General features: G+C 44.2%; 8 protein-coding genes and 1 pseudogene. 4 read left to right on the top strand and 5 right to left on the bottom strand.

Annotated elements, in window-relative coordinates; genetic code table 11:
• Together B2866_RS10885 and B2866_RS10880 are read left to right on the top strand one after the other, a co-directional pair.
• A pseudogene (locus tag B2866_RS10885) lies at positions 1–495 on the top strand (DNA polymerase III subunit gamma/tau); the annotation flags it as partial.
• 234 nt (positions 496–729) lie between these two features.
• Positions 730–1,629 carry a LysR family transcriptional regulator gene (locus B2866_RS10880; protein ID WP_193032008.1) on the top strand — a complete coding sequence of 300 codons (900 nt, stop codon included), beginning with the start codon at positions 730–732 and terminating at the stop codon, positions 1,627–1,629.
• Between the two features lie 116 nt (positions 1,630–1,745).
• On the opposite strand, the gene B2866_RS10875 is transcribed toward B2866_RS10880, so the two are convergent.
• Together B2866_RS10875 and B2866_RS10870 are read right to left on the bottom strand one after the other, a co-directional pair.
• Positions 1,746–2,927, bottom strand: a complete 1,182-nt coding sequence (locus B2866_RS10875; protein WP_296194037.1) for an aspartate aminotransferase family protein — start codon at positions 2,925–2,927, stop codon at positions 1,746–1,748.
• A gap of 54 nt (positions 2,928–2,981) precedes the next feature.
• Complete coding sequence (locus B2866_RS10870; protein ID WP_296194034.1) at positions 2,982–3,194, bottom strand: DNA gyrase inhibitor YacG; 213 nt, start codon at positions 3,192–3,194, stop codon at positions 2,982–2,984.
• Positions 3,195–3,428: 234 nt separating this feature from the next.
• Between B2866_RS10870 and B2866_RS10865 the strand changes: the two genes are divergently transcribed.
• The gene (locus B2866_RS10865) at positions 3,429–4,091 is read left to right on the top strand and encodes a DUF938 domain-containing protein (RefSeq protein ID WP_296194033.1); all 663 of its coding nucleotides are present in this window, start codon (positions 3,429–3,431) and stop codon (positions 4,089–4,091) included.
• Between the two features lie 185 nt (positions 4,092–4,276).
• Here the strand turns inward: B2866_RS10865 and B2866_RS10860 are convergent, their stop codons facing one another.
• Both B2866_RS10860 and purD read right to left on the bottom strand, forming a co-directional pair.
• Positions 4,277–5,686 (bottom strand): ABC1 kinase family protein, encoded by a 1,410-nt coding sequence (locus tag B2866_RS10860; RefSeq protein ID WP_296194030.1) that lies wholly within the window; start codon positions 5,684–5,686, stop codon positions 4,277–4,279.
• Positions 5,687–6,116: 430 nt separating this feature from the next.
• Positions 6,117–7,451 carry a phosphoribosylamine--glycine ligase gene (gene purD / locus B2866_RS10855; protein ID WP_296194088.1) on the bottom strand — a complete coding sequence of 445 codons (1,335 nt, stop codon included), beginning with the start codon at positions 7,449–7,451 and terminating at the stop codon, positions 6,117–6,119.
• Positions 7,452–7,828: 377 nt separating this feature from the next.
• Between purD and B2866_RS10850 the strand changes: the two genes are divergently transcribed.
• On the top strand, positions 7,829–12,637 hold the full coding sequence (locus tag B2866_RS10850; RefSeq protein WP_296194027.1) for an NAD-glutamate dehydrogenase: 4,809 nt from the start codon (positions 7,829–7,831) through the stop codon (positions 12,635–12,637).
• A 113-nt stretch (positions 12,638–12,750) separates the two neighbouring features.
• On the opposite strand, the gene B2866_RS10845 is transcribed toward B2866_RS10850, so the two are convergent.
• Positions 12,751–13,818: a WG repeat-containing protein gene (locus B2866_RS10845; protein ID WP_296194024.1), complete on the bottom strand. Its 1,068-nt coding sequence runs from the start codon at positions 13,816–13,818 to the stop codon at positions 12,751–12,753.
• Between the last annotated feature and the right edge of the window lie 5 nt (positions 13,819–13,823).

Raw genomic sequence — 13,823 nt, 5'->3', positions numbered from 1 at the left:
CCTGAGCCTGTTGTTGAGCCTGCCACAAATGATTCTCAATTAGCAATACAAGTGGATGATCCGCGTACTTTGTTACGCTGTGCGCCGCAAGAATTAACGGATGAGTGGACGCCAGAAAAATGGGACTATTGGTTACAATGCGCCCGCGAAGCTGGTAGTTTGGCACCCGATGAATTGGCATTAGCGCGCCAAGGGATGATGACTGGTGACTGTAACGCTAAAGCCGTGTTTGTCACGGCGGTAGATAGCAAGCATCTGCAAGCTACTTTTCAGCAGCTGGCAGCGAAACTGCAAGAACAGTTTACGCAAGCAGACATTAGCTTGCAGATAGATGGCAGTATTATGCAAGCCGATGATAAGACGCCTGAACGTCGTCAACAAAAACGCCTTATTGAAGCGCGTACAGTGGCAGAGTCTAGATTACTTAATACACCCGTCATGCAATATCTGACAGAGCGCGGTGAAGGAAAAATGGGTAAGGTTCAGTTATATTAAACAATCGCTGATTTTATGATTGGCAATTTTTAATCAGCATATCTTTATATACTTTATTATATTTACCAAAATATCAAGGTGACGTCATTTTATCGCCTTGATATTTTTAGTTTTATTAAAGGCAAAATAGCTTTAGATGACTAATAGAGTTATAGTAAAAAACTGTAAGATTTATTATAATCCGCTATAATGGTTAAGTTATATTAAAAACTAAAAAGCAGCTTAGGTGGGAATATGTTAGATAATTTACGTGGTATGGCTGTGTTTGCCAGTGTGGTCGGACACGGCTCTTTTAGTGGTTCAGCTCGCGAATTGGGTATCACAACCAGTGCGGTCAGCCAGCAGATACGCGCTCTAGAAAATGAGCTGGGTGTGGTGCTCCTGCATCGTTCAACTCGTAAGCTTAGCTTAACAGAAGCGGGCGCAAGCTTTTATGAAGCGGCAAAAGACGTGGTTAGCGCTGCTGAACAAGGGCGTATTAAAGTCAATCAATTACGCGATGAGCTCGCTGGTAGTTTGCGTATTGCAACGACGCCTGAGCTTGGCGTTCACCATATTTTGCCCGCTCTATCGACTTGGATGTCGGCACACGACGACCTTAGCATTACCTATTTTGCCGACAATCATTATATTGATATGATTGATGAGCGTATCGATATTGCGGTACGTATGAGCCCCAATATCAATGATTCAACCCTGAGCAATCATCCGTTATCTGATGTGCGTCAACTGTTGGTCGCCTCACCGCAGTATTTACGTCAGCATAAAAAGATTGAAACGCCAAAAGACTTGGCAGACCATCAGCTGATTTGTATCGATATCATGAAAGATGCAAGTCATGTAGAGCTTACCCAAACGGAAACGGGCAAGAAAACACGCATTAAAATGAATTCACGTATTCATACCAATAACGTGTTTATGGCGATGACTTTAGCAAAAGAAGGTCATGGATTGATTCGTATCATGGAAATGGACGTCAAAAAAGAGCTTGAAAATGGCAATTTGGTCGAAGTATTGACCGGTTATCAGCTACCAAGTTTTGTGCTATATGCCGTCACCTTAAACCGTGATCAACAGCCTGCAAAAATCACCCGCTGCTTAGAGGTGTTAAAAAAGTACTTTCATGCCAATTAAGCTAAGCGCTTAATAACATTTAATTTAAATTACTTTTAAAGTGTTAAAAAGCAAAAAGCCTATAGATAAGTTATTTATAGGCTTTTTTAGCTGTAAACTTTGATTAGATCAATCGTTTAAAATGAAGGCTTTAATAAATTAACCAAGCGCTCAACTACTTGTGAGCTTTCATCACGGCTCATATTAAGCGGCGGCAATAGACGAATCACATGACCGCCTGTGACGTTGATGATTAATTTTTGCTCATCACGGGCACGGTCAACCAATTTGCTACAGTCCATCTGTTCTGGTAGAGCAATACCGATCATCATCCCTGCGCCGCGAGTGCTAACGCCATATTGTCCAAGCGCATCAACGACACCCTCACGGATGAATTGTCCTTCGGTGACAGCATTATTCATAATATTGCCGTCAGCAAGCACGTCATAAACGCTATGTACCACACGACTGGCCAAAGGCGTGCCTCCATAGGTTGAGCCGTGACTACCGGCACCAAATAAGCCATTGGCACGCCCGCGTACCATGCAAGCACCTACTGGAAAGCCATTACCTAAGCCTTTGGCCGTCGTTAAGACATCAGGACGAGCATTGCTATGCTGATAAGCAAAGTATTTGCCCGTACGACCGTTGCCGGTTTGTACTTCATCGAGCATAAATAACCAATTATGGCTATCGCATACGGCTTGTAGCTGCTCAAGGTAATTAAAACCATTGGCTGCGGTATTCAAACCCCCTTCGCCTTGGATAGGCTCGACAAATACCGCACAGATATCATCATGGTCTTGAGCGGCTTGTTCAATCGCAGCGATATCACCAAAGGGCACACGGAGAAAATCTTCATCCAAGGTATAAAAACCTTCACGTGCTTTAGGGTTGGCAGTTGCTGATAACGACAGCAAGGTACGACCATGAAAAGACTGTTCCATAACGATAACTTTTGGGCGTTTAAAACCTTGCTGATGGGCATAGAGTCGTGCCAGTTTTAATGCCGCTTCATTGGCTTCAGCACCACTATTAGCAAAGAACACGCTATCCATTTGCGCCGCATGACATAGAGCTTCGCCAGCGCGCTCTTGCCAATCAATACCAAATAAATTACTGGTATGCACCAAGGTTGCCGCCTGCTGCTGAATAGCCTCTGTCACCTTTGGATGGCAGTGCCCCAAACCGCATACTGCGATACCTGTCAAAGCATCTAAATAAGGCGTCTCATCTTTGGTATAAAGCCAACTGCCTGAACCGCGGGTGAAGCTGATTGGTTGACGATTATAAGTGGGCATCAGGTAAGTAGCAGACATGTAAAACATCCTTGGAGTTATAAAAGGTTAGAGGGCTAGAGAGATTGGGATTAATTAGAGCTCATCAGAAAACGGCGTCGATTCGGCAGGTAAGGTATATTCTTCACTTGCCCAAGCGCCTAAGTCGATAAGCTTGCAGTGATGACTACAAAATGGCTTATATTTATTGTCCTGCCACGCGGTTTGGTTGCCGCATTCTGGACAAGGATAGGTTTTGGGTAAGGGGTTGGTATGGTTGTCGCTGTTGCTAGAAGTAGATTCAGTCATAATAAAAGTAGATACATCCTATGGGCTATCAATAAATGCTGTCATTTAGGACAGCGCTTCTAATCAATAGCGAGTATGAAAAATGTGGGTTTTCCAGATTTATAAGCAATCGCTCTGCATCATTAATAATTGTCGTTCGATAAGCACGGTCGTTGTATTACTATTGGACTAGATTGACTATATAATAGCATGCGGTCGAATAATGACAAATGACAAATCCCTTAAGGATAGTAGATGACTGATAATATCGAGCTTTCGCATCAGCAGCAGCGTGCCTTCCAACCACAAAAACTCTCAGCCCCACGTGATTTTATAATGCCGGATATATTGGTCGACGCCGAGCTGCCTTTGGTATTGGAGATTGGCGCAGGGAAGGGCAAGCATGCGCTTAGCTTCGCAATGCAACATCCTGATAAGCACTTGATAGCCATCGAGCGTACGCGTAATAAATTCGATGCCTTTGCTAAAATGGCAGCGCAGCAGAAATCAAGCAATCTCAGCGCGATTCATGCTGATGCCATCGCTTGGATTGTCCATGCCATTGTGCCAAACAGTATCGAGCGTATCTTTATCTTATATCCCAATCCTGAGCAACATAACCCCAACCAACAGTGGTTAAACATGCCTTTTTTTGAGTTTTTGCTTTCTCGTTTGCAAGTAGATGGAGAAGTGGTGCTGGCGACTAATATAGAAGCGTATATGGATAATGCAGAGCAGCAAGCCAATGAAGTCTGGTGCTTACCGAATACGCGTCATAAAGTCGCTAGTGATAGTCAGCGTACACATTTTGAAGTCAAATACTTGGCGCGCGGTGAAACTTGTTGGCAGCTAAACATGCGTAAGCCTGACGGTTATCAAACCAGATTCGACAATTGGCAAGCGAGTAGTGAAGCATGAAAAATAGCCTAAGCAAAAATACGCATAATACTCAAAAATTATTGAATATCAGCGTAGGAATGCAGAGCAGTAAACAAAAATATATCCTTATTAAAATGATTATATAAAATAGCCTAAGCAAAAAAACATAAAAAATAAAAAGACCGCCACAAAAAGGCGGTCCAAAAAACATCAAATTTCTTATACTACAAAAAAGGCTTCACCAATTTATTAGAATCAGTATGAGCATCTAATACCGTCAAAAAGGTATAGGCACCGATAAATTTTCTACTGATAAACATAAACTCTTTAGGCGGCAGGTTAAACTCAAAAGACTGCATCGCTTGCGTGGCATTATTTGAGAGGCGAGTATGCAACTTACTGTTCGCCCAGATATAACGCTGCTGTTCATCCAAACAGTTATTAGGAATATCAGGGTTTAAAGTAGGGTCGCTAAAGGGTTCTGTCGCCAACAAGAATAATGAAGCGATATCTGAGCGTACTTTATCGCTCATGCTATCAAAGAAGTCATAACCCGTCATAGCTCGCTTCATCGCTTGATGGTCGTGACGATATCCGGCTCGTAATAACCCGTGTGCAATCGTCAGTAGGTTGTTATCGAATTGGCGAATGGCGCCAAAATCTAATAATACCAGTTTATCGATTTCGTTTTCATTGGCAGCGACACGAACGAGGTAATTGCCAAAATTGGGATCCGTTTGCATCTCACCCCAAACGAAAATCTCTTGCATCATGATTTCGATAGCCGCTTGACCGATAGCGTTGCGGCGCTCATGTGACAATAACTGTAGCGCTTCCGAGACCACCGTAATGCCTGGCTCATAAGACATGCATAACAAGCGTTTGGTTGAGTAAGTACGATTGATTTTGGGTACGATATAACGCGGGTCGCCCAGTAAGCGCTCATAAAAACGCTCCGTGGTCGCTGCTTCCGCTTCGTAGTCAACTTCATGATGGAGGAGGTCACGTATCTCTTCAAACCATGCATCGAGAGCGCGTGTTTGCGGTACGATATTACTGACTTTTAATAAACGCTTAAATAAAGCCAAGTCAGAATTAATAGCATCGGCAACACCTGGATATTGAATTTTTAAAACCACTTGCTCACCCGTTGCCAACACTGTTGCGCGATGAACTTGGGCGAGGGAAGCGGTACCAATAGGAATGGGATCAACTTCTAGCTCATTTAACTTCGCGCCCAATAATTGACGTAACGTGACCTCGATTTTTGGCCATGCTAAGGTTGCGGTGTCATCATTGAGCGTTTGCAGGGCGCGCGTGATTTCGGGCGGTAATATATGCTCGCCATAAATTGCCAGCATTTGGCCAATTTTTACTACCGACCCTTTTAATTTACCCAGCTCTTCTGCCAGATAATGCGCCTGTTCTTCCATAAATATTTGGTTGCGCGCTGTACGTGCTTCTTTATTCAAAAACATACCTGACACACTATTACCTGCCCAACGACGACCGATATTTAAGGAAGTTTTTGCAATGGACATCCGACGCTCAAACCCTGAGGTCTTCAGGTTGTCGATGGATTGCTTATTATTAGACGGTTTATTATTAGAAGGTCTAGAGGTATCATTTGCCATAAATATAATCATTCATCCGGTTGCTATTGATGTGCGGGCGTAAACCGACAATACAAGGAGATGCGACGTACTGGTACAAAATTGTATCATATAATGGGTGGTAGATTGAGCTGCCTGAGCCTAGCCTGAACAGTTACTTTGTAAGTTAACGTATGCATATTAAAAGTGACTGTATTAATTGCTAAGCTACAGGCTATTACCTAGCACTAGAGCACTCCAAATCAAGCGCCACAGTAATGATCTTTATTCTAACACTAAGCCGCCACAGATAATTTTTTAAATAAGATCGTAAAAAATGAGCAAAAAGAAACCGACCTAGCATTACTGGGTCGGATTATTACAAAACAATATAATTTTTAAAACGTCGCTTTTAAAAAAACAGCCTTTAAAAAAAGCTTTTAAGATAAAAATTTAGACCAGCTTAACCATATCAAACGTTTTCACGAGTAATCGCATGATGTCCGATATCACGGCGATAATGGGCACCATCAAAACTAATCGCGCCTGTCACTGCCAATGCGGCTTGCTGCGCACCAGAAATGCTATCAGCCAATGCTGTCACGCACAATACGCGCCCGCCATTGGTCACCACTTCTTTCTCATCACTATCATCACTAAGCGCATCGTCATTAGAAAAAGCCGTGCCAGCATGGAAAACTTTTACCGAGCTTTGATTGTCATCATCTAATTCTGGTAAGCCAGTAATCACATCGCCTTTAGATGAGGTTTCAGGATAACCTTTTGAGGCAACGACGATGCCAAGAGCAGAGCGCTCATCCCAATTGGCGGCGCTTGGTAACTTACCATCTAACCCTTGAGCGACCAAGTCAACCATCGATGATTGCAAACGCATCAAAATCGGCTGCGTTTCTGGGTCACCAAAGCGGCAGTTAAATTCAATCACATACGGGTCGCCCGCCTCATCAATCATTAGCCCAGCATATAAAAATCCAGTATAAGGATGACCGGCAGCTTTCATTGCATCAACAACAGGTTGGATAACTTGCGCCATTACCTTATCGTGAACGTCTTGGGTCACGACTGGCGCAGGAGAGTAGGCACCCATGCCGCCAGTATTTGGTCCAGTGTCACCTTCAAACGCACGCTTATGATCTTGGCTGGTTGCCATCGGTAAGATGTTTTCACCATCTACCATGCAAATAAAGCTGGCTTCTTCACCTTGCAAGAATTGCTCGATAACCACACGGCTACCAGCATCACCAAATTTATTATCAGCAAGCATATCATCAATCGCATCATGCGCCTGCTTGATGGTTTCAGCGACGATAACGCCTTTACCCGCAGCCAAACCGTCGGCTTTGATTACAATCGGTGCGCCTTGCTCATCGATATACGCTTTGGCAGCAGTAGCGTCCGTAAACCCTTGATAAGCTGCGGTTGGTATGTTGTTTTGTGCCATAAACTCTTTAGCAAAAGTTTTTGAGCCTTCGAGCTGTGCACAATAAGCGGTTGGCCCCCATGCTTTGATGCCAGCTTCACGGCAAGCATCGACAATACCCGTTACCAATGGCGCTTCTGGACCAACAATTACCATATCAATGGCGTTTTTTTTGCAAAATTCGATAACCGCACTATGTTCGACAGCGTTATCTGCATCTTCTAGCATAACGTTTTGGCATTTTGGCTCAAGCGCAGTGCCAGCATTACCGGGGGCGACATAGATGTTTTGTACCTTGTCGTCTTTTGCACACTGCCACGCGAGAGCGTGTTCGCGACCACCTGAGCCAATCACCAAAATATTTATCATACGTCTGCCCTTAGCATCAAAATTCATTGTGAGTTGTTTGTGAGTTAGTTTTTTGGGAGTTAATAGCGAGCCAGCAAAATCTGCTGCAATATACTGCGGTATTCTAACAAAAAAACGCTATGATTGTTATGAGTATCCACTTGCCAGCAAGTTTTAGATGAAGTTAAGGTGTTATCGTCTTAATTACTAAAGACTGTCTCATTAACTGTCTTATTATCAAAGGTTATCGACATCTTAGTGATTCATGAAATGATGTTGTACGCTTTTGCTATACGCTGAGGTGCGTTACACTTTGATAAGTTGGCAGCAGTAAATACCAATGATTGGTTATTAAAAAAACGAGAACGACAAACCTATAACAAAGGACAACGGACATGCCTAACACGTTAAATATCGCAAAAGAGCGGATTAGCCAGATAAGCGATATTGCCACCAGTTATGTGCAAAAGGACAAATCGCTATTTGATCATTTTATTCATAGCTATTACCAAAGCTTGCACCAAGAAGCGGCCAAAGATATCAGCAATATGGATTTGGCTGGCATGGCGCTGCATCATTTCACCCTGCTCAAAGCCTATGACGGCAGTCAGCCGCAGCTTGCTATTTTAAACCCTATCGCAGAAGAGCAGCATTTTCATAGCTCGCATACGGTTATTCAAATAGTCGCTTACGACAGACCGTTTTTGGTCGATACTATTTTGATGAGTCTAGAAGCAGAAGGCATCGACGTCCATCGCACTTATAATATCATTATCGGGGTTGAGCGTGATGAAAGCGGCGATATCACTCATGTCGAAAGTGCTCATGAAAGTGACACCTCAAAAATGTCTTTAATTCATTGCGAAATCGCTTATCAAAACAATGATGAGTTGGCAGCCCTAAAGCAAATGTTGCTGGCAAAAATAGATACTCTAGATGTTGTTGTCGATGATTGGCAACAGATACGCGGCAAGCTGACCGATATAAAAGCAGAGCTGGCTGGTCAGAATCTACCAGAAGTGTATTATTCGCAGCAAGAGATTCAGGCGTTTTTGGATTGGGTATTAGACGAGCATTTTATCTTTTTAGGCTATCGCGAGTACCGCTTAGAAGATGATGGTAATTTAGACTTATTTGCCATTGGTAATAGTGGGCTTGGCCTGTTGCGCGGCGGTAGTGAAGATACGCTCTCAAAAAGCTTTGATGAGCTGCCCCATAATCTAAAAAAACTATTAACCGAGCCACGCGTATTGATGCTATCCAAATCAAGCCGTGTGTCACCCGTTCATCGTCCGGTATATATGGACTTTTTAGGTATCCATAAGTTCGATGACAATGGCACTCTGATTGGCGAATATCGCTTTATTGGTCTATTTACCGCGCAAGCCTATCAGCTAAGCGTACAACAGATTCCATTACTGCGTGAAAAAGCCAATAAAATCATGGCGATGGCGGATTTACCACGTGACGGTCATGCGTATCACAAAATGATGCATGTGATTAACTCTTTACCGCGTGATGATTTGTTTCAAGCCAGCGTTGAAGAGTTATATCCTATCGTCTCTGGTATTAGCCAATTGCAAGATAAGAAAAGCTTGCGTTTATTTAGCCGAGTCGATCATTATCAGCGCTTTGTATCCTGCTTGGTCTATATCCCGCGTGATAAGTTCAATACCGAGCTGCGTATTAAAGTACAAAACGTCTTAAAAGACGCTTACGGCGGTACGTCATCTGGCTTTACCACGGAATTTAACGAATCAGAACACGCCCGCGTCCACGTCCATGTGCGTACGATACCCGGTCAAGTAAATGAGGTAGATACGGCGGCGCTACAAGATAAGCTGTCGGCTCTTATGCAATCATGGCGCGATAATTACCAAAGAATGCTGCTTGATAATGTCGGCGAGCAGCAAGCCAATGCCTTAATGCGCCGCTTCTTAAGTTATATTCCTGCAGCCTATCAAGAACGGTTTGATGCGCGGACGGCGGTCGAAGATACCAAGCGTCTGGCGGGCTTAAATGACGAGCGGCCAATGATTTGGCATTTATATCAGTCAACGGGCGGCGCCAGCAATCAGCTGCACCTAAAACTTTACGGTCGCCAAAACCCTGCCATTCTCTCAAAAGTCTTGCCGGTGCTAGAAAACTTTGGCGTATCGGTGATCTCGGCACAAACCTACGAGTTCGATTTGCCAGAGCAGCCGATTTGGATGCAAGAGTATGAGCTGGTATTGGAACATGTTGACACCATCGATATGCAAGTGGTACGCGCGCAGTTTGAAGACAGCCTTAAGCAAATATGGGCAGGGCGCGTTGAGAGTGATTCCTTTAATGAGCTGGTATTAACCACTAAACTCGATACGTATGATGTGGTGGTACTGCGGGCCTTATCGCGTTATATGATGCAAGCAAAAGCGCCGTTCTCTAGTGCTTATATTCAGCAAACCGTGGTGAAAAATAGTGCAATTAGCATTGCATTAAGCGAGCTATTCGATGCGCGCATGAACCCTCAATATAGTGAAGAGGAGCGTGCCAGCAAAACCAATCAAACCCGAGAGCAAATTAACAGAGCCTTAGCGGGTGTCAGTAGTTTAGATGAAGATCGTATCCTGCGTTGGTATTTGGATTTGATTAACGCCATGGTGCGTACCAACTTCTATCAAAGAGAAGCGGATGGTCAACGTAAAGATCGTTTATCGTTTAAGTTTTTGGCGGCAGATATTCCAAACTTGCCCAAACCAAAACCAATGTTTGAGATATTTGTTTATTCACCACGCGTTGAGGCAGTGCATTTACGCGGTGGCAAAGTCGCTCGCGGCGGTCTGCGCTGGTCGGACCGTATGGAAGATTTTCGTACCGAAGTGCTCGGTCTGGTCAAAGCACAAATGGTCAAAAACGCGGTCATTGTCCCAGTTGGCTCTAAAGGCGGTTTTATCGTCAAGACCAAAACCATGGCTGATGGCCGTGAAGCCTTTCAAGCAGAGGGCATTGCCTGTTACCAAGCGTTCCTGCGCGGTATGCTCGATGTGACTGATAATATTGTCGATGGCAAAATTGTCCCGCCAGCCAATACGGTGCGTCACGACGAAGATGACCCGTATTTAGTGGTCGCCGCTGATAAAGGTACCGCTACTTTTTCTGATATCGCCAATGCCTTATCAAGCGAGTATAACTTTTGGCTCGATGATGCGTTTGCTTCAGGCGGCTCGGTCGGTTATGACCATAAAGCCATGGGCATCACTGCTCGCGGTGGCTGGGAGTCGGTCAAACGCCACTTCCGTATGCGTGGTATGGACATCCAAAACCGTGATGATTTTACCGTCGTCGGTATTGGCGATATGAGTGGTGACGTTTTTGGCAACGGTATGCTCAGATCCACACATACCAAGCTGGTCGCAGCCTTTAACCATTTGCATATCTTTATCGATCCAAACCCTGATACTGAAGCGTCTTATGCCGAGCGTGAGCGTTTATTTAATCTGCCGCGCTCAACGTGGGACGACTATGAAAAATCGCTTATCAGTCAAGGTGGCGGTGTTTTCTCACGTCAAGACAAAACCATTGTGATTAGCCCTGAGATGAAAGCGCTATTTGATATCAGTGAAGATAGCCTTGCCCCTAATGAGTTAATCAGTGCGCTGCTAAAATCGCCAGTTGATTTGATTTGGAATGGCGGTATCGGTACTTATGTAAAAAGCGCCAATGAAAGTCATGCCGATGTCGGTGATCGCGCCAATGATGCCGTACGCGTCAACGGTGGTGAGCTACGCACGGCGGTTGTTGGCGAAGGCGGTAACTTAGGTTTTACTCAACAAGGACGTATCGAATACGCACAGACAGGCGGGCGCATTTATACCGACGCTATCGACAACTCGGGCGGCGTTAATTGCTCAGACCATGAAGTTAATATTAAGATTTTGCTTGGTAAAGTGGTCGAGCAAGGCGACATGACGCTCAAGCAGCGTAATGAGCTCTTAGAGTCTATGACCGATACGGTCGCTGAATTGGTGCTGCGCCAAAATTATCTACAACCGCAGGCGCTTGAGCTTAGCCATCTACGTGCCGCGGCAAATTTAAGTGACCATCAACGCTTTATTCAAATGCTAGAAAGCGAAGGTCGTCTTGACCGTGCTATCGAATATCTGCCGTCGGATGAAGAAATCGCCAAACGCCAAAAAGCGGGCACGGGGCTCACCAATCCAGAGCTGGCAATCGTCATGGCTTACGGCAAGATGTGGGTGTACGATAATTTGTTGGCGTCAGATTTACCTGATGCACCGTATTTCGTTAATGAGCTGCGTCAATACTTCCCTGATGAGCTGGCAGCAAACTTCTTTGATGAGATGAAAGAACATCGTTTGCACCGTGAAATCATCAGTACTTATTTGACCAATAGCATCGTCAACCGTTTGGGTATCGAAGCCTTATTTCGTTTATTTGAGGAAACAGGGCAAACGCTTGCTACAATTGCGCGCGGCTATGCAATTGCTCGTGATGTCTTCCATGTATCAAAAGCCTGGGAGAAACTTGAGTCGCTGGACAACCAAGTCGATGCCACCTTGCTACTTGAGCTTGAGCTGCGTTTACGTGATGCGCTTGAAAATGGCGTAGTGTGGTTTATCAATGCCTTTGGTCAGGATTTACAAGTTGCCGATATGATCGAGCGCTTTGAAAACAGTGTGGAAAAATTAACCAAAGCAGGTGGTTTTATTGAGCAGCAGTTCTCAGAGTACTTACAAGAAGATATTACAAGCTTAACGGAAAACAAGCTGTCTGCGGATGATGCGGCGATGTTTGCGATGTTACCTTACCATGTCGATGCGCTAGATGCAGCGCTGCTGGCTGAGCAGTATGAGCGCCCAGTCGATGAGATTGCCACTTTATACTTTGAGGCCTATCACGTTTTGCAGCTAGATTGGATGATGGACAATATCGCCACCTTACCGCAGCAAGACCACTGGGATCGCCGTGCGCGTCATGCCCTTGTCAACGAAGTTTCGCGCAGCTTACGTATGCTGATGGATACTTTATTGACGCAGCCTGATGCCAAGCAAGCCTTTAGTGACTGGAAATCTCGTCACACAAACCAGCTTGATTCCGTCACCGCTGAGATGCAAAAAATTGATAGTAATGATGAAAGTGATATTAGTTTATCAACGTTATCGGTATTGATGAGTGAGCTTAGTGGGCTGGTAAGTAAGTAATAAGCCAAATAAAAGCCAGACTATATTTTTATTAAAAAATCACCGTTATGAGTTAACGGTGATTTTTTGTCTTTCAATAATAAAAAGAAAAATAAATGCCCTAATCTAAAGCATTAATTGAAGCTTATAAAGCTATTTAAACGGCGCATTTTGCCATTCTTCTCAACCCACACTTTATCGCCATCGTCACGATAGCTATCAAATTGAGGTGTTAGTATTACACTGCCTTTATCATTCATAATGCCAAACTTGCCAGCTTGTTTATAAGTATAAAGCTGATGGTATAGCAGTTTTCTGATAGGCGCGTCTGATGCGAGGATTAACTTTCCATTAGCATCGATAATTTGCGCGCTGACAATCTCGTCCTGGATATCTTCGCTCATGCCTGTAGCGGTACTGCCATTGATTAACGTACTGCGCAGAAAAAGCAAAGGGCTGACATTGTTATTAAACGCTTCAATATGTTGATGGGCAGCAAAAGGAATGATGACTTGGTTATGTTGGTCAATGAGTGCTGTCTTGTCGTTTAAGCTCACTTGCAAATACAAAAGCTGACCTGTACAAGCATTTAACGGATGAATCGCCTCATACTGCGGCATGATTGTCCAGTAGCCTTTATCATCGAGCAGTCCTGTGGGCCCTTGATTACTAGTCATTTTAAAATAATCTTGGTCATTGTCAGGATCGTAGTGCGCATGCTTGATACGCGCCGCGGTGAGTGGAAAAATCCAGTCGCCATGACGATTAATAATACCTTGTCTGGGTGTCGCATCTGATGATTTTATGCTGACAATAAAGCTAGTTGCAATATCCGGTTCGGTTTGAATGTCATCATATTCAAAAGGGGCAATAATCTTGCCAGCAGCATTGATAACGCCGTATTTGCCATACTGTTTGGCAAGCACATAGTTATCCATCACGATATAAGCCTCGGACAAATTATCCATGACTACATCACCGCTTAGGTCGTGCAATTGCTGCGTGCCATCGGTTTGTTCGGCCAACTTGCCAGCAAACGGCGTAGTATTTTCAATGCGCTCGAAATACCGATTGGGTAAAGTTCCGGCGCAACTGATTGTTGCCTGCGCAGTCGTCAAACTTAAAGTAAAAGCAGTGATAGTAAATATAAAGGCATTAAGCAAACGCGTATTAATATAAATAATTTTAAATAGACTATGCATAAATA

Source organism: Psychrobacter sp. UBA3483 (assembly GCF_002377905.1).
Classification (GTDB): domain Bacteria; phylum Pseudomonadota; class Gammaproteobacteria; order Pseudomonadales; family Moraxellaceae; genus Psychrobacter.
Note: the sequence above shows the minus strand (reverse complement) of the source record. Positions and strands in the feature narration are given on the sequence as shown.